Annotated in this window: 22 protein-coding genes and 1 pseudogene; 11 read left to right on the forward strand and 12 right to left on the reverse strand. The window is 72.1% G+C overall.

Annotation, left to right across the window (positions count from 1 at the left end):
• Positions 1 to 219 precede the first annotated feature (219 nt).
• Positions 220 to 1,383 carry a hypothetical protein gene (locus WME76_RS25980; protein WP_437954967.1) on the reverse strand — a complete coding sequence of 388 codons (1,164 nt, stop codon included), beginning with the start codon at positions 1,381 to 1,383 and terminating at the stop codon, positions 220 to 222.
• A 527-nt stretch (positions 1,384 to 1,910) separates the two neighbouring features.
• Here WME76_RS25980 and WME76_RS25985 point away from each other — a divergent pair.
• Both WME76_RS25985 and WME76_RS25990 read left to right on the forward strand, forming a co-directional pair.
• Positions 1,911 to 2,594, forward strand: a complete 684-nt coding sequence (locus tag WME76_RS25985; protein WP_437954968.1) for an HAD family hydrolase — start codon at positions 1,911 to 1,913, stop codon at positions 2,592 to 2,594.
• A gap of 190 nt (positions 2,595 to 2,784) precedes the next feature.
• Positions 2,785 to 3,435, forward strand: coding sequence for a glutathione S-transferase family protein (locus tag WME76_RS25990; protein ID WP_437954969.1), 651 nt, complete (start codon positions 2,785 to 2,787; stop codon positions 3,433 to 3,435).
• A gap of 33 nt (positions 3,436 to 3,468) precedes the next feature.
• On the opposite strand, the gene WME76_RS25995 is transcribed toward WME76_RS25990, so the two are convergent.
• On the reverse strand, positions 3,469 to 4,173 hold the full coding sequence (locus tag WME76_RS25995) for an NADPH-dependent F420 reductase (RefSeq protein ID WP_437954970.1): 705 nt from the start codon (positions 4,171 to 4,173) through the stop codon (positions 3,469 to 3,471).
• A gap of 444 nt (positions 4,174 to 4,617) precedes the next feature.
• On the opposite strand from WME76_RS25995, the gene WME76_RS26000 reads away from it, so the two are divergent.
• The 4 genes and pseudogenes from WME76_RS26000 to WME76_RS26015 form a co-directional block, all read left to right on the forward strand.
• Positions 4,618 to 5,196 (forward strand): superoxide dismutase, encoded by a 579-nt coding sequence (locus WME76_RS26000; RefSeq protein WP_437954971.1) that lies wholly within the window; start codon positions 4,618 to 4,620, stop codon positions 5,194 to 5,196.
• Between the two features lie 216 nt (positions 5,197 to 5,412).
• Positions 5,413 to 6,198: a DoxX family protein gene (locus tag WME76_RS26005; RefSeq protein WP_437954972.1), complete on the forward strand. Its 786-nt coding sequence runs from the start codon at positions 5,413 to 5,415 to the stop codon at positions 6,196 to 6,198.
• 141 nt (positions 6,199 to 6,339) lie between these two features.
• The gene (locus tag WME76_RS26010) at positions 6,340 to 6,855 is read left to right on the forward strand and encodes a putative immunity protein (protein WP_437954973.1); all 516 of its coding nucleotides are present in this window, start codon (positions 6,340 to 6,342) and stop codon (positions 6,853 to 6,855) included.
• Positions 6,856 to 7,095: 240 nt separating this feature from the next.
• A pseudogene (locus WME76_RS26015) lies at positions 7,096 to 7,983 on the forward strand (PA4780 family RIO1-like protein kinase); the annotation flags it as partial.
• A 769-nt stretch (positions 7,984 to 8,752) separates the two neighbouring features.
• Here WME76_RS26015 and WME76_RS26020 read toward each other — a convergent pair.
• The 3 genes from WME76_RS26020 to WME76_RS26030 form a co-directional block, all read right to left on the reverse strand.
• Positions 8,753 to 9,529, reverse strand: a complete 777-nt coding sequence (locus WME76_RS26020; protein WP_437954974.1) for a GNAT family N-acetyltransferase — start codon at positions 9,527 to 9,529, stop codon at positions 8,753 to 8,755.
• 1,264 nt (positions 9,530 to 10,793) lie between these two features.
• Positions 10,794 to 11,852 carry a DNA polymerase III subunit delta gene (holA, locus tag WME76_RS26025; protein WP_437954975.1) on the reverse strand — a complete coding sequence of 353 codons (1,059 nt, stop codon included), beginning with the start codon at positions 11,850 to 11,852 and terminating at the stop codon, positions 10,794 to 10,796.
• A 95-nt stretch (positions 11,853 to 11,947) separates the two neighbouring features.
• The gene (locus WME76_RS26030; RefSeq protein WP_437954976.1) at positions 11,948 to 12,439 is read right to left on the reverse strand and encodes a hypothetical protein; all 492 of its coding nucleotides are present in this window, start codon (positions 12,437 to 12,439) and stop codon (positions 11,948 to 11,950) included.
• Positions 12,440 to 12,603: 164 nt separating this feature from the next.
• On the opposite strand from WME76_RS26030, the gene WME76_RS26035 reads away from it, so the two are divergent.
• Positions 12,604 to 13,881: an SLC13 family permease gene (locus WME76_RS26035; RefSeq protein WP_437954977.1), complete on the forward strand. Its 1,278-nt coding sequence runs from the start codon at positions 12,604 to 12,606 to the stop codon at positions 13,879 to 13,881.
• 58 nt (positions 13,882 to 13,939) lie between these two features.
• Here WME76_RS26035 and WME76_RS26040 read toward each other — a convergent pair whose 3' ends face one another.
• Positions 13,940 to 14,137 carry a hypothetical protein gene (locus tag WME76_RS26040; RefSeq protein ID WP_437954978.1) on the reverse strand — a complete coding sequence of 66 codons (198 nt, stop codon included), beginning with the start codon at positions 14,135 to 14,137 and terminating at the stop codon, positions 13,940 to 13,942.
• Between the two features lie 290 nt (positions 14,138 to 14,427).
• Between WME76_RS26040 and WME76_RS26045 the strand changes: the two genes are divergently transcribed.
• Together WME76_RS26045 and WME76_RS26050 are read left to right on the forward strand one after the other, a co-directional pair.
• The gene (locus WME76_RS26045; RefSeq protein WP_437954979.1) at positions 14,428 to 15,189 is read left to right on the forward strand and encodes an SDR family oxidoreductase; all 762 of its coding nucleotides are present in this window, start codon (positions 14,428 to 14,430) and stop codon (positions 15,187 to 15,189) included.
• Between the two features lie 302 nt (positions 15,190 to 15,491).
• Positions 15,492 to 17,042 carry a hypothetical protein gene (locus WME76_RS26050; protein WP_437954980.1) on the forward strand — a complete coding sequence of 517 codons (1,551 nt, stop codon included), beginning with the start codon at positions 15,492 to 15,494 and terminating at the stop codon, positions 17,040 to 17,042.
• Positions 17,043 to 17,118: 76 nt separating this feature from the next.
• Here the strand turns inward: WME76_RS26050 and WME76_RS26055 are convergent, their stop codons facing one another.
• On the reverse strand, positions 17,119 to 17,961 hold the full coding sequence (locus WME76_RS26055) for a CPBP family glutamic-type intramembrane protease (RefSeq protein ID WP_437954981.1): 843 nt from the start codon (positions 17,959 to 17,961) through the stop codon (positions 17,119 to 17,121).
• A gap of 186 nt (positions 17,962 to 18,147) precedes the next feature.
• Here WME76_RS26055 and WME76_RS26060 point away from each other — a divergent pair, with 186 nt between their 5' ends.
• On the forward strand, positions 18,148 to 18,936 hold the full coding sequence (locus WME76_RS26060) for a hypothetical protein (RefSeq protein ID WP_437954982.1): 789 nt from the start codon (positions 18,148 to 18,150) through the stop codon (positions 18,934 to 18,936).
• 55 nt (positions 18,937 to 18,991) lie between these two features.
• On the opposite strand, the gene WME76_RS26065 is transcribed toward WME76_RS26060, so the two are convergent.
• On the reverse strand, positions 18,992 to 20,206 hold the full coding sequence (locus WME76_RS26065) for an NAD(P)H-dependent flavin oxidoreductase (protein ID WP_437954983.1): 1,215 nt from the start codon (positions 20,204 to 20,206) through the stop codon (positions 18,992 to 18,994).
• A gap of 170 nt (positions 20,207 to 20,376) precedes the next feature.
• Between WME76_RS26065 and WME76_RS26070 the strand changes: the two genes are divergently transcribed.
• Positions 20,377 to 21,159 (forward strand): hypothetical protein, encoded by a 783-nt coding sequence (locus WME76_RS26070; RefSeq protein ID WP_437954984.1) that lies wholly within the window; start codon positions 20,377 to 20,379, stop codon positions 21,157 to 21,159.
• A 64-nt stretch (positions 21,160 to 21,223) separates the two neighbouring features.
• Here the strand turns inward: WME76_RS26070 and WME76_RS26075 are convergent, their stop codons facing one another.
• From WME76_RS26075 to WME76_RS26090, 4 genes are all read right to left on the reverse strand, one after another.
• Complete coding sequence (locus WME76_RS26075) at positions 21,224 to 22,174, reverse strand: OmpA family protein (protein ID WP_437954985.1); 951 nt, start codon at positions 22,172 to 22,174, stop codon at positions 21,224 to 21,226.
• Positions 22,175 to 22,191: 17 nt separating this feature from the next.
• Positions 22,192 to 22,488: a DUF4398 domain-containing protein gene (locus tag WME76_RS26080; RefSeq protein ID WP_437954986.1), complete on the reverse strand. Its 297-nt coding sequence runs from the start codon at positions 22,486 to 22,488 to the stop codon at positions 22,192 to 22,194.
• Between the two features lie 246 nt (positions 22,489 to 22,734).
• Positions 22,735 to 24,810: a DEAD/DEAH box helicase gene (locus tag WME76_RS26085; protein WP_437954987.1), complete on the reverse strand. Its 2,076-nt coding sequence runs from the start codon at positions 24,808 to 24,810 to the stop codon at positions 22,735 to 22,737.
• A gap of 222 nt (positions 24,811 to 25,032) precedes the next feature.
• Positions 25,033 to 26,928 (reverse strand): glycoside hydrolase family 9 protein, encoded by a 1,896-nt coding sequence (locus WME76_RS26090; protein ID WP_437954988.1) that lies wholly within the window; start codon positions 26,926 to 26,928, stop codon positions 25,033 to 25,035.
• Between the last annotated feature and the right edge of the window lie 6 nt (positions 26,929 to 26,934).

Consider the following 26,934-nt stretch of genomic DNA (forward strand, 5'->3'; position numbering starts at 1 on the left):
GAGCGCCGCGCAGGAGGCACACAGGTGCCGCTTCCACATGCGCGCCACGATATCAGGCGTCCTCGCGCGGCGGACAGGGAGATCCGAAGCAGATGTCTGAATAGGAGCGCAGATACCATTACGTCGAACGCGCCCAATTTCTCAGGCGACGTGGATTGTCGGTCTACAAAAGATGAGCTTGGCGCCGCTCTCGGAGGGAGGCCCGTACGAGGTCGGGCGCTACCACCCGAAGGAGAGCACCGCGCCGGGGGCTGTCCCCACGGCGCCGACGCGAACGCTGGTCTCCGGCGCGAGCAGGAACCCCGCGGCCACGGCGCCGCCGGCCGCCAGGCCGGCCGCGACGAAGGCGCCGGCGGACAGGGCCGTGAAGGTCCTCGCGCGCCCGTCGGCCTCGGCGTAGGCGTCGCAGGCCGGGAGCCCCGGCCGGCAGCGGAAGACCTCCCAGCGCGCCCGGACGAAGGCGGCGTCCCGCTCGCCGCCCGCGTCGTTGGCCTCCGCGACCGCGGCGCCCCCGGCGACGCCGAGGGCGACCGACGCGGCCGCGAGCCCGCCCACGGTCCACCACCGCAGCGCCGGATCGCGCGCAGGCCGAGGCGGCGCCGCGCTCGACCGAGCGGCCGCCTTGCTCGTCGGGAGACGCACAGGCGCCTCGGCGGCGGCGCGCCGGAGCACCAGCCACACCGTCCGCTCGCCGCCCGCGTCGACGGCGACCGGCTCCTCGACCCGCTGCCCGGCGAGCTGCGCGCCCACGCGATGCTGCCCGGGAGCGACGTACACGGGGCGAGGGAGCGGGGAGACGCCGAGCTGCCGCCCGTCCACCAGCACGGCGGCGCCGGGCTCGTTCACGCGCACCTCGATCGCCCCGACGTGCCGCCGCGCCTCCGCGAAGTTGGCCCGCGCCAGCTCGTAGCCCTCCTTGAAGCCCGGCGGGACCCAGATCCTGGGCGCCTCGGGGGTGCCGACCATCTCGAAGTAGATGGAGAGGAACTCCGCCGCCATCGGGAACTCACGCAGCCTGAACGACAGCATCCCCACCCGGAACGCGTCGGAGGCGCTCCTCGTGAGCCGCCAGAGCGTCAGGTGGATGTCGCGCGCGTCCGCGATTCTCCCCTGATCCACGAGCCGCTTCGCCTCGTCGAGCATCTCCTGCTCCGGCCGTGTCGGCGGCGGACGCCGCGGGAGCGGCTCTGCCCTCGCCGGCGCCGGGCACGAGAGCAGCAGCAGGACCGCGGTGATGGGGATGTGCAGCGAGCGTCGCATGGCCTTGTCTCCCGGGACGCCGTCTCGCGCAACGAGGGCGACCTGCGCGGCGCCCGGAGGCCCGGCGTCCCCGGGCTCCGGGTCGAACCCATGGATCGAGAGCTCGCCCACGCGATCTCCCACCCTCGACAGCCTCCCTTATCAGAGAACGCCGCACGGTTGCGCTCGGAACATGCGATCCCGAAAGATCATGTCGCGCGAGCCACATGCATTACGCCGAGCGCGTCACAATTCTCAAGATCGATGCATCCATGATGGGAGACGCACCCTCCTGGCAGGAACGATGAGGCGTCCACCTCGGCGTCCGTCGACACGCGCCGGGTCTCCTGCGCAGCTCTCGGGTCCTCCGGACATGCGCCGTGGCGCCCGCGCCTGCGAAACGACCGCACCGGGACCGTGCGCGTCAGGACGCGGTCCGGGTGGCCATCCCCCCTGTCCGGGCGGCGCGCGGCGTGTCCGGGTGAACGCTCCCCCTGTCCGGGCGGCGCGCGGCGTGTCCGGGTGAGCGCTCCCCCTGTCCGGGCGGCGCGCGACGTGTGCGGGCGAACGCTCCCCCCTGTCCGGGCGGCGCGGCCGTGTCCGGGTGCCCTGCGCCGGCGGGCCGAGCCTCCGCGCTCGCCCTCCGCGCGCGCCGCATCTACCATGGGGACATGCACCCCACCGTCCTGCTCTGGGACATCGACGGCACCCTGCTCTCCACCGGCGGCGCTGGACGGCGCGCCATGGAACGCGCCTTCGCCCGGGCCGCCGGCCGGAGCGACGCGTGCGAGGGGTTCTCGTTCGCCGGCATGACCGACAGGGCCATCATCCGGGCGGGGCTCGAGGCGCTCGGGCGCGCGGTCACCGAGCCCGCGATCGACGCGCTGCTCGCGATCTACGTCGAGGTCCTCGCGGAGGAGATGTCGCTCGCGGGCGACACCCGCGTGCACCACGGCGTCCTCGAGGCGCTCGACGCCGCCGCCCGGCGAGCGGGGTGCGCCGTCGGCCTCGGCACGGGGAACGTCCGCGCCGGGGCGCAGGCAAAGCTCACGCGCGTCGGCATCTACGAGCGGTTCGCGTTCGGCGGCTTCGGCTGCGATCACGAGCGCCGCGACGAGCTCCTGCGCATCGGCGCGGCGCGCGGCGCGGCGATGCTCGAGGCGCCGCTCGAGGCGTGCCGCGTCGTCGTCATCGGCGACACGCCCAAGGACGTCGCGGCCGCCCGGGCGATCGGCGCCGAGTCGATCGCCGTGGCCACCGGCACCTACACCCTCGCGGAGCTCGAGGCCTGCGGCCCGACCCACACCTTCCGCGATCTCCGGGCGAAGGGCGTGCTGGAGGCGCTGCTCGGCTAGAGCGACAGACGGGTTGAAACCGCCTGAAGAGCGCAGAACTTCGAACCGCCAGGGACACCAGGGACGCCAGGAAGAGAATCCTGTCTTGGCGTCCTCGGTGTCCTGGCGGTTCATTTCTCGGTTGATCGACGTGAGCGATGTTGTAGCTCCGCATCGGCGCATGGCGCGAGTTGGCAGGAGAGGACGATCCATGAAACTGTACTTCAGCCGAAACTTGAATCCCCGGGTCGCCGTCGCCGTGGCGCGCCACCTCGACGCACCCGTGGAATGCGTCCACGCGGCGCCTCTCGACCCGTCACAGCAGGAGAAGTTTCGAGCGCTGAATCCGAACCTGCGCCTGCCCATCCTCGTCGAGGGGAACCAGTCGCTCTGGGAGACGGACGCGATCGCGTGCCGCCTCTCGCAGCTCATGGGCTCGGACTTCTGGCGCACGGGCGCCGCTCAACCGGAGATGATCCGCTGGTTGAGCTGGGGCACGCACAACTTCATCGCCGCGTGCGACAAGGTCCACTTCGAGCGCGTGACGAAGCAGCGCTACGGGCTCGGTCCCATCCGCGACGACATCGTGGCAGAGGGGCTCTCGGGGTTCGCCGAAGCGGCGACGCTGCTCGATCAGGTCCTGAGCGACAGGGACTGGCTCGTCGGGGACGCGGTCTCGTATGCGGACTTTCGCGTGGCGTCGGTGCTCCCGTTCGCGGATCTCGCCGGGCTGCCGCTGGCGGACCACCCGCATGTCGCGGCCTGGCACGCGCGCCTGTGGCAGCTCGACGCCTGGCGCGATCCGTTCGCGGGGCTCGACGCCCCGGAGCTCCCGGAGGTCCCGCCCCTCCAGGGCTCCTGAGGCGCCGCAGGGCCGCAGCGTCAGCCGCTCCGATCAGCTCGGGCTGTGCGCTGCGATGAGCGATCGCAGCCAGTCGTCCGAGGCCTTGCGGTACTCGGGGATGCGGCTCCGCTCGGCCGCGGCCAGCGCCTGCGTCAGCCGAGGCGCGTCGAAGTCGTGGATGTAGCCGGGGGTACCCGGCTGCTGGCGCCACGAGTCCTCGAGGCCGCCGGCGTCGACCGGATCGAAGCCGAGCTCGTCGACGAGGCGCATGACCTTCGCCCGCGCTTCCGGCGGATCCCCCGCGATCGGGAGCGCGACGCGCCCCGGCGTGCCCTTCGGCTTGCCCTTCGCGAGCAGGCTCTCGAAGTAGATGTTGTTGAACGCCTTGACCACCGGCCGCCCGATCTGCTCGGCGACCCACGCGCTCTCGACCTGCCCCGCCTCGATGGCCGGGATGCTGCCGTCGCGGACCGGGTAGTAGTTGTTGGTGTCGATCACGACCACGTCGGCGGGCACGCCGGCGAAGAGATCCGTCGGCAGGTCCACGACCGCGCGCTGGGGGATCGTGACGACCACGACCTCGCCGCCGCGCGCGGCCTCCGCGGCCGTGACGGGGGTGGCCCCGGTCTCGGCGGCGACCTCGCGGAGCGTGTCCGGCCCGCGCGAGTTCGCGATCACGACCTGGTGACCGAGCTTCCCCAACAGCTTCGCCAGCGACCCGCCGATCAAGCCGGCGCCGATGATTCCGATCCTCATTCGTCACTCCTTCGAGCCGGGCCGCCCACGATCGAGCGCGGAGGCCGGCGGTCCAGGTGCATCGTCCGACGCAGACGGGCGATCGCTCGCGCCGCTCACGTCGGGACGGGCTGTACCACGACGAGCCGCCCCCGGCCCGCGCAGGAGGGCGTTGCGCCGCCGGCCCCGGTCGGCTGTGGCATGTCAGCGGAGCCACGGATACCGCTGGCCGGGAGGCCGTCTCTCCAAATGGATGGAAACCTGCCAACTCGTTGGCAAGGCGCCACGCGCGCCCGCCGGGGTTGCTACGGTGCCGCCGGCCCCGGCGGCGTGGAGCGGCTGCTCGACCGCGAAGCGCGGACGTTCGATTCGTGGCTGGAGCGCCCCCGAAGGCCTTCGCCGAGCTACTCACAACAGGCTGCGACGAGCGCGCGGCCGTCGACCCGCAACACGAGGAACAGAACCATGACCTTCACCCTTCCCGAGCTCCCCTACTCCAGGGACGCACTGGCTCCCCACATCTCGGCCGAGACGCTCGATTTTCACCACGGCAAGCACCACAACGCCTACGTCACGAAGCTGAACGAGCTCGTGGCGGCGGACGCGGCGCTCGCCGGCAAGAGCCTCGAGGATCTCGTCCGCACGACGTCCGGCGCGGTCTTCAACCAGGCGGCGCAGGTGTGGAATCACACGTTCTACTGGCACAGCATGAAGCCGCAGGGCGGCGGCGAGCCTCCCGCCGCGCTGCGTGCGGCGATCGAGGAGGCGTTCGGAAGCGTGTCGTCGTTCAAGGAGAAGTTCAGCGCCGCGGCCGTCGGCCAGTTCGGCTCGGGCTGGGCCTGGCTGGTGAAGAATAGCTCCCGCAAGCTGGAGATCGTGCAGACGGGCAACGCCGGGTGCCCGCTCACGGAGGGCAAGACGCCGCTGCTCACGTGCGACGTGTGGGAGCACGCGTATTACATCGACTACCGCAACGCCCGGCCGAAGTACGTCGAGGCATGGTGGAACCTGGTGAACTGGGACCACGCCGCCTCGAAGCTGTGACCCCTCAGGCCCCGAAGGCGATGGCCGGCGCGCCCGCAACCAACGACGAGGATCATTCCAACCTGTTGGAGCTCGATCCAGAGCGCGAGCGCGCGCTCGTGTAGGGTGCTCTTCCCGCGCCTTCGACGGCGCGGCGAAGGCGCGCCGCCGACCGGCATCTTCCTCGACGAAGCGGAGCGCGGCGATGCGCTGCTGATTTGCTATCATCGGGGCCACATGACGACCCGCTCTCGGCAAATCCTCGGCTGGACGCCCACCGTCCTGCTGGCCCTCTTCATGATCTTCGCCTCCGGTCTGGCGAAATTCTTCATCCAGGATGGCACCCCCAACGCCGATTTCGTGAAGGCGATCGGCGTCTGGGACCATCGCTACCTGATCGGCGCGCTCGAGATCATCGCCGCCGTGCTCCTTCTTGTTCCCCGCACCGCCACGCTCGGCTTCGTGATGATGGTCGGCGTGCTCGGCGGCGCGACGGCCACCGGCCTCACGCACGACGTCGAAGGCAACTGGCCGTGGTTCCCGTTCGTCCTCATCCTCGTGATGATGATCGGCGCGTACTTCCGCACGCCGGAGCTCCTCACCCGCGCGCGGAGTCCGGAGTCCGTCCCGAACCCGGGCAAGGCCGGAAAGACCGTCGCGTGGGTCTTGACCGTCCTCCTGTCCCTCGCCACCTTGGCGAGCGGCATCCTCCAGCTCATGCCTCCCTCGAACAAGGAAGGGGCGGCGTTCATCGAGCGGCTGGGCATCACGGACATCACGGTGCCGCTCGGCATCACGAAGATCTGCCTCGCGATCCTCTTCCTCATCCCGCGCTCTTCCGTGATCGCCCTCGTGCTCATGATCGGCTACTTCTCCGGCGCTCTGGCCACGAACATGACCCGCGGCTTCACGCTTCCGGAATACCTGCCGCTGATCATCGTGCTCGTCTTGCTCGCGATCACCGGCTGGATCCGCAACCCCGAGCTCCGGCAGCGCCTGCTCGGACGCCCCGTGTCCGCCTGAGGACTTCCGTCACCTGGCGCCTTGCCCGCCTTGCGCCTTGCGCCTTGCGCCTTCCGAGCGTGGGACCCGCTGGCGGTGCACGATGTCCCGGTGTTGCGCTGTTGATCGGGTATATCCATGGACGGCGCACGGAGGAGCACCATGATTCTTCCCAAGAAACGTGATCCACGGTTCATCACGATCCGCCGCGGAGGGCTCCTGGAGGAAGGCGCCCATCATGCGTTGGCGATCTGGGCCGCAGATTGCGCGCAGCACGTCGTGGGGTTGTTCGATGAATACAGGCCAGACGATGACCGGCCGCGTAGAGCGATCGCGCTGGTGCGGGCGTGGACCCGAGGCGAGGCCACGATGAGAGAGTGTCACAAGGCGGCGTTCGCCTCCAACGCCGCAGGCCGCGAGGCGCCCCCCGCCGCCCGGTTGGCCGCCCTCTCGGCGGGTCAGGCGGTGGCCGTGGCGCACGTGGCCGCCCATGAGCTGGGGGCTGCGGCGTACGCCATCAGGGCTGCCAGGGAAGCCGCACCATCGGGCCAAGGGGACGCGGCTGCGCGAGCCGAACGCCAGTGGCAGTGGGGACGACTTCCCGACGAGATACGAGACCTCGTTCTCGACGACCAGAAACTGCGAAACGCACTCTGCTGGAACGTGTTCGTCGACTGAGCCGACGCCGCTGCCGCGAGGGCCTCGTCCATCGCAGAGATGCCGGTGTCCTCTCGAGCAGCACCTCGGCACCAGCTCACCGCGGCGTACGCTGACCGTCCTGAGCCGCCGATGACGCGCCGCGGCAGCCCGAGCGCGACGCGGCCGCCGAAGCATCCGGTACGGTTGCAGCGCACCATCTTTTGCGGCAAGAGGACGCCGGGAGACTTTTCCTCCTCCGAAACGAAGACCCACGACAACATGCAAATTCCGAGCACCCTCGCGTCGCTCGTCGACGAAGGGCTCATCGACGAGGTTGTGCGGCCGCTGATGAGCGGAAAGGAAGCGGTGGTCTTCCTCGTCCGGTCGGGCGGCGAGCTGCGCGTCGCGAAGGTCTACAAGGAAGCGCAGAACCGCAGCTTCAAGAACCGCGCGGCGTACACCGAGGGCCGAAGGGTGCGCAACAGCCGCGACCAGCGCGCGATGGACAAACGCTCGCGCCACGGCCGGGCCCAGGACGAAGCCGCCTGGCGCTCGACCGAGGTCGACATGATCTACCGCCTGCGCGACGCGGGCGTCCGCGTGCCGACGCCGTACCACGCGATCGACGGCGTGCTCGTGATGGAGATGGTCGCCGACGCCGACGGCTACCCCGCCCCTCGCCTCGCCGAGACGAGCCTCGACCGAGATCAGGCCACGTGGGTCTACCATCGCCTGATCGGCGAGGTCGTGCGGATGCTGTGCGCCGGCGTCGTGCACGGCGATCTGTCGGACTTCAACGTGCTCATGAGCGCCGACGGGCCGGTGATCATCGACTTCCCCCAGTCGGTGGACGCCGCGAGGAACCAGAACGCCAGGAAGCTCCTGCTCCGAGACGTCGATAACCTCCATCGCTTCCTCACGCGCTTCGTGCCCGAGCAACGGCGCCCCGCCTATGGCGAGGAGATGTGGGAGCTCTACGCGAACAGCGCGCTCACCCCTGAGACCCGATTGACCGGCCGCCATCGGGTCTCCGAGCGAAGGGTGGATACCCGCGCCGTGCTCGACCTCATCGGCGACGCGAACCACGACGAGCGCAAGCGCCGCGAGCGTCAGGGCATCAGCATGCGGGGAGCGCCGAAGGCCGCCCAGTCGCCCGCGCCCGCGCCCGAGGCGCCCACGACCGGGGAGCGAACGGCCGATCCGCGGGACCGACCGTGGCAGGCGGAGAGGCCGGCTGCGCATGCCGGGAATGGGGGCGGGCGAAGGCCGCAGCAACAAGGACCAGGGCAAAGGCCGCACAACGCCGGGCCTGACCAGAGGCAGCCGTATGCGGGCAACGCGCCTGCCCAGAGGCCACCGCAGCACCCATCAGGACAACCGCCGGTGCAGTACGAGGCGAGGCAGCGACCACAGCAGCCTGCGCCAGACCATCGGCCGGCCCAGCATGCGACGGCGCAACGGCCCGCGCAGCACCAGACCGCGCAAAGGCCGCAGCACCACGAGGCGCCGCACAGGCCGCAGCGCCACGAGGCGCCGCACAGGCCGCAGCGCCACGAGGCGCCGCAAAGGCCGCAGCACCACGAGGCGTCGCACAGGCCGCAGCACCACGAGGCGTCGCACAGGCCGCAGCACCACGAGGCGCCGCACAGGCCGCAGCACCACGAGGCGCCGCAAGGGCCTCAACAGCACCAGGCGATGCAAGGGGCGCCGCTGCAAGGGGAGCCGCAAGAGGCGTCGCGGCCACGCCGCCGTGTCGTCATCTCGGTGAGCACCAGCGATCGGCGTTCGGGCACGCGCCGGAACCCCTGATAGGCCCCGCGTGGGGTCGCCCGCGGCGGGTCCGCGCGTCACCGCGTCTCAGGTGGATCCGGCCTGCCAGCGGCGGACGACCAGCGCCGGACGGGCCGCCAGGGAGCCGCGCCTCGCTGCCCGCCGCCTACCGCTCGTACATGTACGGGACGGTCGTGCCGAGCCGGACAAAGCCGAGCCGCGACAGGATCGGCTGACTGTCGGGCCGAGCATCGACCTGGAGGTAACGATAACCGCGCTCGGCCGCGAGACGGGTCCTGTACGCGACGAGCGCCCTGTAAACGCCACGACCACGCCACGCAGGCGCGGTCCCACCACCCCATAGGCTGGCGAACTGCGTCCCTCGGTGGAATTCGACCCTGCCGGCGCAGATGGGGACGTCGCCGGCCACCGCGACGACGGCGGCCATCGCCTCGGGCTCCTCTGCCAGCTGGGTCACCAGCCTGCGCTCCAGCGAAGCGTGATCCGCACCGAAGGCCGCCTCGTGCGCCCGGACGACCAGCCGCACGCCCTCGGCATCGGTCACGGGAAGCAGCCGCACGCCTTCGGGCAACACGACCTCGGTGGGGAGCTCGGCGGTATCGGCGACGAGCAGCGCCTCCTCCGGCCCCGGATGGAAACCGGCAGCGACCAGCCGCTGCCCCAGGTCTGCCGGCCGATCGTGGGTGTAAAGCTTCCACTCGAACGCCCGCCCGAGCGGCGCGAAGCGCGCGATCTGCTCGGCGATCGCGAGGTCCGCGGTCGACTCGTCGAGGTCGGACCAGACGATGGTCGCCCAGCTCCCGTCCGAGCCATCCGCCCGTACGGCGTGGCGGGCGAAGCCGGATCGTATCGTGGCCAGCTCGCCCGAGCGCCCCTGTCTGATCTGCTGGTCAAACAGCGCAAGTATGGAGTCGTGGTCCACGGGGGCACTCCATCACCGAACCATCTCCTTCGCAACAGATCCCGACCTCCTCCAGGAAACGACGGCAGTCGAGGCCTCGAGCGGGTGCGGGGTGGCGCGGTGACGCGGAGCGCGCTCGCGGTGCTCGGCCGGACCGCGAGCACAAGGTCTCACCGGGCTTGCGCCTCGACCGCCCGCAGGCCCCCCGGACGTCCCCGCGCGCTGGCTCGGCGATGAATGGGCATGACACAGGCGGCATCCATGAGACCATGCACAGGAAACGGCTCGAGCCTCTCGGGAAACCGCGTCCTGGGCTGGGACTACGATCGCTGGATCCTCTGGGATACGGACGCCCGCGCCGCGATCGCCGACGGCCACGCGCCGGGCGGCACCTTCATCGATGATCCGCTGACAGGAGTCCCGCCGCGCGAGCTGCCGGGGGGCGTGGACCTCCGCGGAGACATCGTGCTGATCCAGACGGACCCACAGCACGGCTTCGAGCTGCGCAGCGCCGCTGACGGGTCCCTGCTGGCCTCCGTCACCGCGGAGTACGACGACGCGGGGCTCGCGACCGACGGGAGCTACGTCTGGACGCGCAGGTGTTCTGGCAACACCATCACCCTCTGGAGCACCGCGGGGGTCGAGCGCTGGTCCGTGGCGGCGAGCCACCACGGCGCCATCTACGCGGCGCCCGACGCGCTGCGCGTCGGGGCGGGGAGCAACCAGGGCGTCGCCGTGCTCCCCACCGACGGCTCGCCTCCCACCGTCACCCCCGCCGTCTCGGGCACGTTCCACTCCTGGTTCCAGGACGGAGAGCGGTTTCTCACCACCACCGGCACCACGGTGCGCGTGTACTCGAAGGCCGGGACCCAGGAGAGCATCGTCAACCTGCCATCGACCCGTCATCTCGGGGGGACGCGCGACTACCTCTGGACCTTCGAGGACGACAGACCCGGCTACCCGCTCACGATCTGGCCCCGGGCGGTCATCCCGTTCCTCACCGACAAGGTGATTCTCTCGGCGGACGGCAGCCTTCTCGCGGCGCGCGCCTACGGCGCCCGGTCGCGCGTGGTGGACAGGTCTCTCCGGCTCTTCTCCCTGCCGGACGGCGAGGAGCTCGCCTCGCTCTCGCGCGACATCGGGGTGAGGGACTTCTCGATGTCCCTCGACGGCGCCGTGCTCGGTCGCACCTACCCCTCGAGCACCACCATGTACCAGCGCATCGTGAGCGACTGGTCGGGCAACACGGTGGTTCTCGAGGACGCCAGGCGCGCGCGGCCTCGTCTCAGCGCGAGCACATCTCGATCAGCATCGTCTCCAGCACCGCCTGCGCCGGGCGGCGGCTGCTCTTCAGCGCGAGGTCGGTCTCGGCGAGCATGCGCATCCAGCCGGCGAGCGCGCCCTTCGGGAGCTGGCGGACCGACTGCGCCACGTCGTTCGCCTTGAACGGCGCCACCCCGGCGCGCTGGGCGGCCTCGGCCTGGCTCGCGCCCGCGGCGAGCGCCGACTCGAACTTCACCATCTGCCGGACCGACCACGACACCGCGCCGAGCAGGCGCAGCCCGCCGTCGCGCGGGTCGTAGGCGTCGGCGAGCGCCGCGAGCGCGCGGTCGAGGCGCCGCCTCCCGAGCGCGTCGATGAGCTCCCAGACGGTGCTCTGCCGGACGCGGATGACCACCTGCGCGATCGCGTCCTCGGTGATCGGCTGCTTCGGCCCCACGTACAGCGAGAGCCGCTCGATCGCGTCGACGACGTAGCCGAGCTCGGGTCCGGCGAGCTCGGCGAGCTGCTCGGCCACGTCGCCCGCGATCGGGTTGCCCTTGTCGCGGGCCATGGTCGTGATGAAGCCGGGCAGCGCGCGGCGGTTCAGCGGCTCGCACGCGACGAGGAAGTCGCCCTTCTTCGCGGCGGTGACGATCCGGCGCTGGCCGTGGAGCTTCGGCGCGACGAGGACGAGGACCGCGCTCGGCGACGGCGCCTTGGCGTACTCCGCGAGCGCGTCGAGGGGGCTGAGCTGCTTCGACACGCCCCGCTTGCCGCCCGCGCCGCCCGCGCCCCGCTCGTCGTCCCCGTCGCCGTCGTCGCTGTCGTCCTTCTTCTCCCACCGGTCGACGCCGCGGACGAGCACGAAGCGGCGCGGGCCCATCATCGGGAGCATGCGGGCGGCGCCGAGGATCGACTCGATCGACGCGTCGCCCGCGGTGAACTTGTCCTCGTTGAAGCCGGCGATCCCCCCCTTGGCCGCCGCCTCCCGGATCGCGCTCACCACGCGATCGACCAGCCAGCGCTCCTCGCCGAGCACCAGGTAGACAGGGCGGAGCGCGCCGGTTGTCGCTTCCTTCAAGGCTTGGTCGGGCGTCACCGCTCCGGCATCGGGCGTTCAGGCAGGTGCGTCAAGGGCGACGCGCTCGCGCCCGGCCCGACGAGCCCGGACCTCCGTCACGGCAGCGAGAACGGGACGTCCACGCGCACGTTCGCGCCCGGCGGCGCGATCTCGACCGGCGGCAGCGCGCCGACGAGGCACGCGGTGACCTCGGGGCGCGCTGTCTCGCGGTCCTCGATGAGGCCGCGCGCGATCTGCCGGCCTTGCGCGTCGAACGTGATGTTGAAGACGTACTTCACCGCGCGCGGCTCGGGCTGCGCCGCGATCGCCGGCTCGTAGCAGCGCGCCACGATCGCCGGCCGGTGCGCGTCGAGCGCGCGCGCCGCCTGCCGCGCGACCTCGTCGCGCGGCACGGTCTGCGGCGCCGCCGCGCCCGCGCGCGCCGGCGGCGCGGAGGCCGCCGGGCCGGCCTGGAGCGCCTCCGCCGCCGCGGGGCGCGCGCCCGGGGGGACGGCGGCCGGGCCGTGGCGGAGGCCGAGGTAGACCGCGGCGGCGATCATGGCGCTGCCGAGGAGGATCGCGGTGGGGGTCGAGAGCTGCCTGCCCATGCCTTGGCGTTCCCGCGGGGCCCGGGAGCTCCGCCCCCGCGCCGGTCCACGGCCGTGGCTGCTTAGCCGGAATGCGCGCCGGCGGCGAGGCGCCTCCGCGTCCGCCCGGCCGCGGCGCCGCGGCCGTTTGACAGCCGCGCGCCGGATCGCTCTGATGCCGCGCCGTGTGGTCCGTCCTCCTTGTTTTCGCCGCGACGTACGTCCTCATCGCGGCGCGGCGCCTGGCGATCCTGCCCATCGGGCGCCCTGCCGGCGCGCTCGCCGGCGCGTGCGCCATGGTCCTCCTGAGCGTGCTCGACCCCGGCGCCGGCCTGACCCCGCACGAGGCGTTCGCGGCGATCGAGCCGAACACCATCGGCCTCCTGCTCGGGATGATGCTGCTCGCGGCGTCGCTCGAGATGGCCGGCGTGTTCGAGCGCGCCGCCGCGTGGGTCGCGCGGCGGAACCTGTCGCCGGTCCGCCTCCTCTACCTCGTCACGCTCGGCGCCGGGCTCGCCTCCGCGGTGCTGCTGAACGACTCGGTCTGCGTGATGCTCGCGCCGCTCGTCGACCGGACCGCCCGGCGCGCGGGGCTCGATCGCGTGCCGTACCTCCTCGCGCTCGCGATGGGCGCCAACGCCGGCAGCGCGCTCACGCTCGCGGGCAACCCGCAGAACATGCTGGTCGGCCACCTCTCCGGCATCTCGTACCGCGCGTACCTGCTGGAGGCGGGCCCGGCGGCGCTGGTCGGGCTCGCCGTCACGGCCGTGACGCTGCACCTCCTGCTCCGCCGGCGGATCGCGGCGCGCGCTGTCCACGACGCGCCCCCGCCCCACGAGCCCCCGCCGGCGCCCGAGCCCGCGCCGGCGTCGTCGCGGGGCGCGCGGCCGAGCGCCCTCGCGCCGCTCGTCTGCGTCGCGGTCGTCTCGGTCCTCTTCGTGCTCGGCGCGAACCTCGCGTGGACGGCGATCGGCGGCGCGACAGCGGCCATCCTGATGCACCGGCGCGACGCGAACGTCCTGTTCGAGCGGGTCTCGTGGACGGTGCTCGTGTTCTTCGGCGCCCTCTTCATCGTCGTGGCGGGGCTGCAGAAGACCGGCATGCCCGAGCAGGCGCTGCGCGCGGCGAGCCCCTTCCTGCCCGCGGGGCCGACGATGGGCGTCCTCGGGCTGAGCATCGCGATGCTCGTCGGCTGTCAGATCGTCTCGAACGTCCCGTTCATCCTGCTCGCGGAGTCGTACATCCAGAGCCAGCCCGATCCGCACCTCGCCTGGATCGCGACGGCCCTGGTCTCCACCCTCGCGGGCAACCTCACCCTGCTCGGCTCGGTGGCGAACATCATCGTCGTCGAGACCGTGGGCGCCGAGCGCGAGATCGGCTTTCGCTCCTACGCCCGGGTGGGGGTCCCGGTGACGCTCGCGTCGACCGCCGCCGCGCTCCTCTGGCTCCTGCTCGTGCGCTGACCCGCGCGCTGACCCGCGCTGACCCGACCGCCGCCCCGCGCCGGACGCACCGTGTCGATCAGAGCTGCGCCTGCCCGCGCGCGCGGGGGCGCTCATGCCGCGGCGCGGCGAGGTCGGGCTGCCGCCGCTGCGGCGGCCTGCGCCGCCCGTCGATCCACGCGTGGACCACGGTGATGCCCACGGCGGCGCAGAAAGCAGGGCTCACGGCGAGCATCACGAGAGGTCGCAGGGCCCGAGGAACGACGCGCGTCTTCATGTGACCCAGCATACGCCCATCAGCACGGGTGGAGTAGCGCGCTGCGTCGAAATCGCGTCGTTCCGGAGGGACGAGCAGGCATGCGCCCGACGCCATTGAAGAATACCAGACGGAAAAATCTTGTATTGCTGTACCGCAGTGTCTACACCTGCCGTGACCGCGCTCGACGCTCTGCGCGCGCGGCTCGCAGCGCCGCGCGGGAGCGAGGCTCCCGGAGGCGCGCCGGAGCGGCCGATCTCCCGCGCAGAGGCGAGAGAACCGCGGTCACCCATCTCCTGGAGAGGCCCTGAATGGCGCACGATCTATCGAAACGAGTCGCCCTTGTCACCGGCGCTTCCCGCGGCCTCGGCGCGGCCATCGCGCGCAAGCTCGCGGGGGCCGGCGCGAGGGTGGCGGTCAATTACTTCGGCGGGCGCGAGGGGGCGACGCGCGTGGTCGAGGACATCCGCCGGAGCGGCGGCGAGGCCGAGGCGTTCCAGGCCGACGTGCGCGACGAGCGGGACATCGTCCGCCTCGTGGGCGAGGTGCGGGCGCGCTTCGGCCCCGTCGAGGTGCTGGTGCTCAACGCGACGGGCCCGCAGCCGTACGTGAAGCTCGAGGAGCTGACCTGGCGTCACTGCCTCGACCAGCTCGAGTTCTTCGTGAAGAGCCCGGTCCTCCTCGCGCAGGCGGTCGTGCCCGAGATGAAGGAGCGCCGCGCGGGGCGGATCATCAACATCGGCTCCGAGGTGTTCGAGCAGGGCGTCCCCGAGTTCTCGAACTACGTCTCGGCGAAGGGCGCGCAGCTCGGCCTCACGCGCTCGTGGGCGCAGGAGCTCGGCCCGTGGGGGATCACGGTCAACCTTGTCGCGCCCGGCTGGATCCCTGTCGAGCGCCACGCCGGCGAGGGCCTCACCGACGCTCACAAGCAGTCCTACGCGTCGGGCAACGCGCTCCGGCGCATGGGCACGCCGGACGAGATCGGCGATGCCGTCGCGTTCCTCGCGTCCGACGCCGCCAGGTTCATCACGGGCCAGAAGCTGTCCGTGAACGGCGGCAGGACGCTGGCCTGACCCTCGCTCGGCGGCGCCTCGGGCGGCGGCAGCCGACGCGCCTGATCCACCCCGGGTGCTGTCGCCCTGGAGACCACAGGACGGGCGGCGCGGTGTGACGGGCGCGCGACAGGCGCGCCTGAATCGCCGCTCGAGGAGCCTTGTGCATCTGGCCCTGTCGGGAGGCCGAGCTTCCGCTGTCCTCGGCGTGTCGCGCTCGACCCGGCGCGCCGCACCTGCCGTCGCAAACCCCACGACAGGCGGATCTCGGCGCTGGTACGGCGCCTGCAAACTCCCTCGCACACCCCACGAGGAGAGAACGAATGTCAATTCGACGGAACATGACGGCAGCGCTCAGCATCTGGGCCATCGGGTTCATCGGCTGCGCCAGCGGCCCGCCGGAGAGCGTCGAGGGGCTCGACGATGCGACGGTGGGCGAGCAGATCGCCGAGGCCGAGCAGGCGCTCTGCGCCCACTCTCAATGTGACCCCGGCGGCGCGCTCACGCCCTCCTGCGACCCGTGCGCGGCGAGCGTCTGCGCCGTGGACGCCTATTGCTGCACCGTCGCCTGGGATTCGACCTGTGTGCAGCAGGTCGGCAGCGTCTGCGGCCAGTCCTGCGCCGACGTGGGAGATCTGGTGTTCGACGGCTGTCACGGCCAGGGCAGCGGCTGCACCTCGGTCGGCGCGACGAACCCGATCGCCTCGGCCTCCGCCGTGGCCGTCAGCCCCGACGGCTCCAGCGTCTACGCGACCTCGGGCGGTAGCTCGGCCGGCGCGGTGGCCCATTTCCGACGCCAGGCGTCCGGCGAGCTGGTGTACGGAGGGTGCATCGGCCAGGGCGTCAGCGGCTGCACCAGCGTCCTGCCAGCCAAGCCGCTCTACGCACCTCGAGCCGTGGTGAGCTTGCAGGACAGCGTCTACACGCTCTCGGCCGGCGGCTCGGTCGCCCACTTCCGAAGGAGCACGAACGGCGACCTCGCCTACGCCGGCTGCATCGGCGGGCCGAGCAGCAGCCAGTGCACGCAGGTGAGCGGCGTGGCCATCCAGGATACGACGAGCCTCGCCGCGAGCGCCGATGGCAAGAGCGTCTATGCCGTCGCGACGACCGGGCGCGGCGCGGTCTACCGCTTCGACCGGGTCACGAACGGAGACCTCACTTACGCGGGGTGCATCGGTGACGGCGTGGCCGGCTGCGCCTCGCTCATCGGCGCCACCAACGAGCTCCGCAACCCGCGCGGCGTCACCGTCACCGCGAACGGCAGCAGCGTCTACACGATATCCACGGATCCAGGGGCCATCGCGCATTTCCGCCGGGACTCGAGCGGAGCCCTGACGTACGCCGGCTGCATCGGTCGCTCGAGCCCCTGGCAGGCGCTGACGGGCTGCACGACGCTCGCGGCGCCGAACCCCATCTACGAGGCCACCGCCCTCGGCGCGAGCCCGGACTCCACCAGCGTCTACGTCGGCGCCGCCGGCACGATCACGCACTTCCGGCGGTCCGCGAGCGGGGATATCGCGTATGCCGGCTGCATCGGCAGCAGCAACGGCCAGTGCACGAGCCTCGCGCCGAGCGCCGCGCTGTCGGACCCGAGCGGGGTCGCGGTCACGGCGGACAGCAAGAGCGTCTATGTCTCCTCGCGCGGCGGCACGATCGCGCACTTCAAGAGGGCGACGAACGGTGACCTCCTCTTCGCCGGCTGCATCGGCCAGGGCGTCGCCGGCTGCACCGAGATTGCCCCGACCCAGGGGCTCGGCTTCGCGACGAGCGTGGCCGTGAGCAGCGACGCCAGGAGCGTCTACGTCTCCGCCGGCGGCAGCGCGGGCGGCTGGTCGAGCGGCGCGGTGTCTCGATTCGACCGGCTGAGCCTCTGAGCGCCGCTGCGCCAGGCCCTGGCGGGGCCGCGAGACCGCGGGAACCTCTGTTCTTCGCTGCGGCCGCGGGGCGTCGTCATAGACGCCCCTGGTGCCACAGGGAGAGGAGGTCCATCGACGTCGCGACCGCGACGTGGATCGCGCACCCGCCCCAGATGGAGTCGCTCTTCAGGCTCACCGTGCCGAGGATGAACCCGGCGAGCACCGAGCCGAGGGTCTCGGGCAGCGGCTTGCCGAAATGGATCATCGTGTAAGGAACCATCATGACGAAGATGGATGAATAGCCGAGCGCGCGGCGGATCCCGTGGATGAAGAAGCCGCGGTAGAAGAACTCCAGCGCGACGAACTGCGCGGCGTAGAGGGCCTCCCACCCCCAGAACCACGGCCACAGGTCCTCGCCCCGCGCGAGCTTGTAATAAGGGTACTTCGCCTGGAAGGCCGGCGAGAGCGACGCGACGTACAGCACGGGCGCCATCACGGCGAAGAAGAAGGCATAGATGGACAGGTGCCGCGCCGTCCCGCGGACGCGCAGGCCGAGGCTCCGGATCGGCTCGCGCAGCACGAGGCGGGCGACGAGGAGGGTCGGCACCAGGTAGCCGGTGAGGCGGCCGACCGCCCAGACGATCCGCTGGTGAAAGCGGCGATCCGGCGAGGTGTTCAGCGCGTCGTGGAGCCGCGCCGCCAGGTCGTCGAGGCCCACGGCGCGCAGGCCCTGGACCATCCACCGCGTGTCGTTCTCGTTGCCGGCAAAGCGAACGAAGATGAGCACGCCGATCACCGTGAGAAACACGCTCGCGATGCGGCGGCTGACCTCGCCCGGCGGCGTGGTGCTCCGGTGGAGCGCGGCCTCGGCGTCGAGCCGGTCGCGCAGGTCGATCACGTACTCCTGCCATATCCCGCGGAAAAAGCGTCCGATCACGCGCCGTGCTTATCACCGCGGCCGGCCGCAGCACAACGCGGAAGCCCGGCGCCCGTCCCGCCGGCTGTCGTCCGACAACATAATTCACGACCGTCGCGGTACGGCGAACGCGGCCGTACCGGCTCCGGGTATGCGTTTTGCAATCAGTTTTGCAATCAAGCGAGCACCCGGAGAAGTAGACAGGCCATGAAAATGATTCAGCAGCACCTCGCGCACCACCAGGCGCGCTTCAGCGACCACCCGTTCTTCGCCCGACTCGAGGCCGATCCGCCCCTCGCCGAGCTCGCGCCGTTCCCGCTGTGTCTGACGTTCTTCGTGATGACGTTCCGGGACATCCTGCGCGTCTGCGACGAGCGCATGTCGGATCCGGAGTACATGCGCATGGTGCACCGCCATCGCCTGAAGGACGCCGGTCGCGACCGCTGGTTCCTCGACGATCTGGCGGCGCTCGGCATCGAGCGCCCCACGCCGGCGCAGCTCTTCGGCCAGCCTCACCACGCCGCGCGCGACGCAAGCTTTGCGCTCGTCGCGGAGGCGTTCAGGGTGCGCCACGACGCGAGCCAGCTCACGCTGCTGCTGACGCTCGAGTCGGCGGGGCACGTCTTCCTCGAGCGCGTCGCGCGCTACCTGGAGCGCATCGGCGAGCGGCGCCGCCTGCGCTACTTCTCCCGGACGCGCCTCGACATGGAGAAGGCGCACGGCATCTTCGGGGAGGACACCGACGCTCGCCTCGAGTCCATCGTCCTCGACCCGGAGGCGCGGGCGGAGGCGCTACAGCTCGTCGACCGGTGCTACCGGGAGCTCCACGGGATGTTCGACGAGATCGAGGCGCAGATCGCCGACACCTCGGCGCGCGCCGGGGTCGTGCCGTCGAAGCGAGAGCCGGCGAGAGGCGCCGGCGTCCAGAGCGTGAGGGCGCACGCCCTGCGCCCGTTCGCACGGCGTGCGGCGCGGGACGACGTCCACCGCCCGTGACCGAGGCTCTCCTCTTCCTGCCAGATCCCGCATAAAAGCGTCCGTCGTCGTCGGACTACCTGGCCGCCTCGATCGCCTCGGCGCTGCGCACGTGGCGGCCGAGCAGGTCGAGGATCACCTGCGCCTCGGCCATCATCTGCGTCACGATCTCGGCCGCGGGCTTGATGCTCTTGACGGCCAGGACGCTCTCGGAGCCGGCGGGCATGTCCATCTCCTCGAGATCGCCGACCGTGTCCGGCGTGGGGACGATGGCGCTGAACTTCGGCATGACATAAGGGATGTCCAGGACCCCGGGGAACAGCACGGTCGTGCCGATGGTGGCGGGCGGAGGCGGCGGCACAAGGATCCTCGACTCCTTCCCGGCCCACTGCCTGACGACGCGGTTGCGCAGGACGCGCTGGCGCTGGTTTGGAAACTCCGGGCCGAAGAAGGTCTGTATCGCCGTGGCCCCGCCGCCCGCCGCCACGAGGCGCGCCTTGTAATCGGGGTGGGCGTACGCCTCCGTCGACGCGACGAAGCGCGTGCCGGCGACCACGCCGTCAGCGCCGTAGTAGAGCGCCATGAGGACGCTGACGCCGTCCGCGATGCCCCCCGCCGCCAGGAGCAGCGCAGGGTTCACCTGCCTGCGGATCTCGCGCACGAGATCCCTGGTCGTCAGCGTCGCCCGGGCGTGGCCGCCAGCCTGAGACCCCTGCGCGATGATCCCGTCCGCGCCGACCGCGATCGCGGCGCGCGCCGCCGCCACCGAGCCCACCTGGACCCAGACCCTGGCCCCCGCCGCGTGGAGCGCGTCGACCCAGGCGACCTCGGGCGCGTTCCAGTGGAAAACCACGAGCTCCACCGCCTCGGCGATACAGACGTCGATATGCTCGTGCGTGACGAAGGAGCCCCCAGCCCCCGTCTCGACGATGAAATCCACGCCGAACAGGTTTGACGTGAGCGCCTTGGTCGCTTGAATTCGCGCCTGCACCACCGGCGGCGGCTCGGTCGCCGAGCCCAGCAAGCCGATCCCCCCCGCGTTGGAGACCGCGGCCACGAGCGGAGGCAGGCTGACGAACGCCATGCCGGCGCTGACGAGCGGGTACCGAACACCGTAGTTCGTCGTGAGCCGGGTCGTGAGCGAGAGCCGCAGCGCGGCGCTCGACTGGCCCCACAGCCCCTCGTCCTCCGCCCCCTCCGCGCCGGCCGGCCCGCACCCCGCGCCGATCGACAGCGTGAGCCCACCGAGCCCCAGGAGGTCGAGAAACGTACGTCGACCGAGCTTGTGCATCACTTCCCTCGCACTCTTCGTCTCGGTCATCTTGCGCTCCCGCCCCTGCCCTCACCCGCCGGCAACAGCGTACAGCAAAACGCGTCCTGGACTGCATAGCAGCGCACCGGACAGACCAACTTTCGGTACATTGTTTGCATCATTTTGTGGCTTTCGGAGAACACCAGGCCATGAAAATGATTCAAGAACGCATCCTGCGCCATGAGGCGCGTTTCACCAGGCACCCGTTCTTCGCGCGCCTCGAGAAGAACCCGCCCCTCGAGCAGCTCGCGCCCTTTCCGCTCTGCTTGGCGTTCTTCGTGATGACATTCCAAGAGATCCTGCGCATCAGCGACGAGCGCGCGGCCGATCCGGAATACAAGCGCCTGATCCATTGCCATCGCCTGGAAGACGCGGGGCACGACCGGTGGTTCGTCGCGGATCTCAAGGCGCTCGGCATCGAGCTGCCCACGGCGGCGCAGCTCTTCGCTCCGCCTCATGACGCCGCGCGCAGCGCGAGCTTCGCGCTGATGTCGGAGGCGTTCACCGCGCGCCACGACGCCAGTCAGCTCACCCTGCTCCTGACGCTCGAGTCCGCAGGACACGTGTTCTTCGAGCGCTTCGCGCGCTACCTCGATCGCATCGGCGAGCGGCGCCGCCTGCGCTACTTCTCCCAGACACACCTCGACGTCGAGAAGGCCCATGACGTCTTCGAGGAATGCAACGACGCTCGTATCAAGGCCCTCGAGCTCGACGACGAGGCGCAGAGAGAGGCGCTGCAGCTCGTCGAGCGGTGCTACCACCAGCTCGGCGCGATGTTCGACGACTTCGAGGCGCATATCGCGGCCGGCGCGGCGCGCGCCGAGCCCGCGCCGTCGAAGCCCCGGTCGGTCAGGGGCACGGCGATTCACGCCGGGAGCGGGCCCGCCCTGAGGCCCTCCGCGCGGCGCGCCCCCTCGCGCCGCCCGCGGTGACGGCGGCGCGGACGGGCTCACGCCGGGCCGCCGCCCCGCAGGGGCGCGCGGCCCGGCGCGCGCATCACTGCGCGCTGGTCGGGTTGACGATGATCTCGACGCGCCGGTTGTTGGCGCGGCCCTCGACGCTGGCGTTGTCCGCCACCGGCCGGTCCGGCCCGTGGCCGACGGTCGTGATCTTGTCGGCGGGGAGCCCCACGCTGATGAGGTGGGTCTTCACGGCGTCGGCGCGATCGAGCGAGAGCTTGCGGTTCGCCTGGGCGGAGCCGGTCGAGTCGGTGTGCCCCTCGATCCGGAGCGGCGGCGACCCCTGGTCCTTCAGGGTGGTCGCGACCTGGTTGAGCTTCTCCTTGGCGATCGGCAGGAGCTCGGACTTGCCCGAGGCGAACAGGACGGCGCCCGAGAGCGTGATGACCACGCCGCGCTTCTCCTCCTTGACCGCGGCGATCTCCTTCAGGCTCGCGAGCGCCGCGTTCGCGACGCGCTCGGCCTCCCGCCGCGCCGCCTCGGCCTCCTTGCGGGCCTTCTCGGCCTCGCTGCGCGCGCTCTCGGCCTGGACCCGCCCGCTCTCGGCCTGGGCGCGCGCCTGGCGCTCGCGCTCGATCTGCTGCTGGTTCGTCTGCAGCGCCTCCTTCGCGGTGGCGAGCTGCTCGTGCGAGAGCTCCTTGAAGTTCTGCTCCGCCTCGGCCTTGTCGCGCTGCGCCTGCTCGAGCGCCGCCGCCGCCTCGGCCTCCCGCGCCTTGCGGTCGGCGATGTAGGCGAGGTCGCGCGTCTGCTGCGCCTCGGGGTCCTCGTTGAACGACCCCTCGGCGCGGGAGAGCGCCTGCTTCGCCGTGTCGAGCTGGGCGGGCGCGAGGTTCGCCGCCGGGCCCTGGGCCGCGCGCTTGTAGCTCGTGCGGGCCTCGACGAGCTCCTTCGGCGGCATCGCCGCGCTGCACCCCGACGCCGCGTAGAGCGCCGCGCACAGCGCGAGGGACCGGGCCGGCAAGGACAGGTTCTTCATTCCAGAAGCCATCACCTTCACCTCTCGCTTCACTTGACCCCCGCCTGCTGCAGCTGTTCGACCTGCTTCAGCGCGTCCTCCGCCTGGGCCTGCGTGGCGCGCGCCTTCGCGATCGCCAGCGCGAGCTCGGCGTCCGCCTCGGCGCGCTCGAGGAGCGGCAGGGCGGCCTCGTTCTCGCCGGCCTGCATGAGCTGCCTGGCCTGCTCGATCTGCTCGTTGGCGAGCTTCAGGTGGAGGGTGGCCTGCGGGTCGGTCCCGGCGCCCACCTCGTCCGCCGCGCGGATGGCGGCCTGCGACGCGGCGAGCTGGTCGTTCGGCGGGGGCACGCTGCCGCCGCATCCGACGAGGGCAAGACCGAGCAATGCTGCGAGCACTGCGGCCGGGCTCGCAAGACGGCGTGTGGCTGGCTTGTTGTTCGGGCTTCGGTTCACCCGTCCCTTGTACAACACCTGAGGTCGTCAAGAAATCAGGAAACCCCTGCCTTTCAAGGCAATTATCCCCGTAGCGCGCGGGACCGCGCTCGCGGCCGCGCCGCGCGCGCTGTCCCGCGCGCGCGGCGGCTGATCTTCCGGCTAGTCGACGCGCATCGAGCTCGCGCGGACGATGCGGATCCGCGCGTCGCGCGCGTCCGGCTGGTTGACCGCGCGCGCGAAGTCGGGCGCCGCGGGGGAGGCCACCTCGACGACGGACGCGGTGCTGCCGATGCGGATCGCGCCGATCTGCTGGCTCGACACGCCGCCGCGGCGGCACACGAGGGCGAGCAGGCGCCGGGGATCGGCGCCGTGGCGCTCCCCCCAGTTGACCTGGAAGGGCACGAAGGGGAGGCGCGGGGCGTGCGCCCCGTCGCCGCGGCGAGCGGCGTCGCCGCGAGGAGCGACGTCGCCACGGAAAGCAGCGCCGCCGCGAGGAGCGACGTCGCCACGGAAAGCAGCGCCGCCGCGAGGAGCGACGTCGCCGCGGAGAGCAGCGCCGCCGTAGCGGCCGGCGTCGTCCCGACGACCGGCGGGGCGGTACACGGCGCCGCCGTGGCGGGCGGCGTCGCCGCGATGCCCGGCGGCGCGATCGCGCGACGGCGGCTCGGACCGGGGCGGCGCGACGGCGGTGACGGGCTGCGGCGCGCAGGGGCCGGTGTGCTTCGCCCGCGCGAGGAGCGCCGCGACGAGCTCGGTGGCGTCCATGTCCGCGAGCAGGCGCGCGGCGAGCTGCATGAGCCGCGGCTCGGGCGCGGGGCCCGACCGCTCGCGCGCGCGCTCGCCAGCCGCGTCGGCGGCGCGCTCCCCGGCCGCGTCGGCCGCGCTCGCGTCGGCCGCGTCGGCCGCGCTCGCGTCGGCCGCGCTCGCGTCGGCCGCGTCGGCCGCGCTCGCGTCGGTCGCGCTCGCGTCGGCCGCGCTCGCGTCGGCCGCGCTCGCGTCGGCCGCGTCGACCCGGCGCGCGGCGGCGAGCTCGGCCGCGAGCCGCTCGTCGGCGGCGCGCAGCACGTCGGCGGGCGACGGGGCGGGCCGGAACGTGACCTCGACGCGCGCGCGCCGGAGCAGCCTCAGCGCGTGCTCGCGCGCGAACGGCGCGACGAGCAGCACGCTCGTCCCCTTGCGGCCCGCCCGGCCGGTGCGACCGCTCCGGTGCGTGTAGATCTCGGGGTCGCCCGGGGGATCGGCGTGGATGACGCGCCCGACCTCGGGCACGTCGATGCCGCGCGCGGCGACGTCGGTCGCGACCAGCGTGGTGATGGCGCCGGAGCGGAACGCGTCGAGCGTGCGCGTGCGCTCGCGCTGCTCGAGGTCGCCGCTCAGGGCGCCCGCGGGCAGGCCCAGCGCGGTGAGCTTGTCGGCGAGCTCGGCGGTGCCCTCGCGCGTGCGCACGAAGACGAGCGTGCGCTCGCCGGGCGCGAGGAGCAGCAGGTTCACGAGCGCCGCGTCGCGCTCGGCCGGCAGCACGAGGTGGGCGACGTGCGCGATGTCGCCGTTGGCCGCGCCGGGGCGCGTGCCCTCGACGCTCACCGCGTCGCGCTGGAAGCGATCGGCGAGCGCGCGGACGTCGCGCGAGAAGGTGGCCGAGACGAGGTGGGTCTGGCGGTCCGCGGGCATCCGGCCGGCGATCGCCTCGAGCTCGTCGCGGAAGCCGAGGTCGAGCATCTGGTCCGCCTCGTCGAGCACGAGGGCGACAACGCCGCGCGGATCGACGGTCCCGCGCTCGAGGTGATCGAGCAGGCGGCCGGGCGTGCCGGCGATGACGAGCGGATCGCGGCGCAGCGAGCGCGCCTCCGCGCCGAAGCTCGTGCCGCCGGTGACGCAGGCGACGCGCGCGCCGAGGGGCGCGAGGAGCCAGCCGAGCTCGCCGGCGATCTGCGCGGCGAGCTCGCGCGTGGGGGCGATGATGACCGCGGCCGGGGCCGCCGTGGTCCGGGGCGCGCCCTCGGGCGAGGCCGCGGCGGCGCGCTCGGCGACGGCGCGCTCGAGGCGGGGGGCGAGCGCGAGGCCGATGGCCACGGTCTTTCCCGAGCCGGTCTGCGACGAGACGCGGAGGTCCCGGCCGGCGAGCTCCGGCGCGAGGACGGCCTGTTGAACGGGGGTGAGGGAGGTGAAGCCGCGGCGGGCGAGCGCGCCCGCGAGCGGCGCGGGCAAGGCGTCGATCGGTGAGTCTGGATTCATGAAAGCCGCGCAACCTAGCAGAAGCTGGACGGCTGTCGCGGCCAATCGCACGCCGCGCGGGACGGCGCGCGACGGTGCCCACGACTCGCCCCGCGCCCCGCGCCCCGCCGGGATGGCGGGGCCGGGCGGCGGTTCGTCTGGTCCGTGCGGTGCGTGGGGATCCGTGAGGTCCGCGTGGCCCGCGAGGTCCGTGTGGCCCCCGTGACCGCGCGGCGCTTCACGTCACTGGCCGGTCTGGGTGCCCTTCTCGTCGAGCCAGGACACGACCCACGCGAACGGGCCGTTCCAGTTGATCGTGATCTCGTTGACCGACCACGCCTCGATGTCGTCGATATAGCACTTCTGCGGCGCGCACGCGGCGTCGATCTGCTCCATGGCGACCGGGTCCTGACGTGCAGAGTTGGGGCCGCCGGAGACCGCGCCCGGCGGGGCGGCCGGGAACTCGTCGCTGAGCTGGGCAGCCCAGAAGCGATGGTGCGGGTTCTTCAGCGGGTTCTCGCCGTAGCCGGAGACATAGGACTTGTCCATCGCGTTGCGCCCGAGGATGTAGTCCGCGCCCGACACCACGCCGTCGAGGTACTTCTGCTCGCCGGTGAAGTCGTGCGCCAGCGCCAGGACGAGCATGTTGTTGAGCACGAACGAGTTGGAGCCCCAGGGATACCCGGTCGCGTCCGCCTTGAAGGGGACCCGGTAGCCCTCCGCGCCGATGACGTCGAGGTACTTGTCGGCGATGGCGGCCAGCTTGGCCCGCGCCGCCTCGCGCTCCGCCGCCGCGTGCTGGGCGTCGACGACGGCGAGCGAGATGGCGCCCAGCCCGTCGACCTGCCCCCACGTCATGGCGCTGAACGTGCCGGGCGCGCCGAGGAGATCCTCGGCGTAGGGCGAGGCCGCGAGCTCGGCCTGGTACTTGGCGTCGCCCGTGGTGATGAAGAGCTCGGCGGCCGCCCAGTAGAACTCGTCGCTCAGCTCGCCGTCGCCGTAGGCGCCGCCGCCCACGACCTCGCCCTCGTTCGGGATGACCTCCGGGTTCGCCTGCGCCGCGTCCCACGCCCGCGTCGCGGCCTCGAGGCACGCCTCGGAGAACGCGGGGTCGAGCTCGCGCCAGATGCGCGCCGCCTGCGCCGCGGAGGCGGCCACGTTGAGCGTCGCCGCGGTGCTGACCGGGCGCAGGTACCGCGGCTGCGGATCCTCGTGCGGGGCCAGCGGCAGGCCGGTCCACTCCGCGTCGTGGATCTTGTGGTGCACCATGCCCGCGTTCTCCTCCCCTTCCGGCACCTGCATCTTGAGGAAGAACTCGATCTCCCACCGGGCCTCGTCGAGGAGGTCCGGGATCTGGTTCATGTTCTCGGGGATCTTCAGCTTGCCGTCGCCGAAGTCGCCCACGGTGGACCCGAGCGCGACGAGGCGCTCGTACTGGTTCAGCAGCGTCCACGCGGAGATACCGCCGTTCACCACGTACTTGCCGTGATCGCCGGCGTCGTACCACCCGCCGGTGACGTCGAGCGTGTACGTGCAACCGATGTCCGCGGCGCAGGGCGCCTGGTCCGGCATGTGCCCCGCCGGACGCGCGTGGTCCGGGCCCACGTACTGCTCCAGGATCTCGATGCCGGAGCGGTTGTGATAGAAGTAAGCGAGCGCGTCGTACTTCATCTGAGAGTAGATGGTCGGGCTCACGTCGAACGGGTGGCTCGACACGTCCCCGACGCGCAGCGTGAACCCCTGGCCGGCCGCGACGAAGTCGGTGAAGTCGATGGTGTGCACGTGCTCGCCGGAGCTCGCGTCGGTGCCCACGACGTGGGTCGCCCCCCGGGCCATCACCGTGCCGCCGGCGTCGACGAGCTGCCACTCGTGCGGCTTGTCCGCCGCGGCGACGACCGTCGCGAACTTGGCTGCGTTCGGCAGGTACCCGACCTGGTTGACGCGGATCAGCTCATCACCGGACGGCGGCACCGTCTCGACCTGCTCCTCGCCGCCGGCGCCGCCCGTGCCCGACCCGCCCGACCCGCCCGTGCCCGACGCGCCCGACCCGCCCGTGCCCGACCCGCCCGACCCGCCCGTGCCATTCGAGGGATCGTCGCCGCCGCAGCCGACCGCGGCGAGGCCGCCCACGAGCGCCACAAGGAG

The organism is Sorangium sp. So ce119 (genome assembly GCF_051524405.1).
Classification (GTDB): domain Bacteria; phylum Myxococcota_A; class Polyangia; order Polyangiales; family Polyangiaceae; genus Sorangium; species Sorangium cellulosum_G.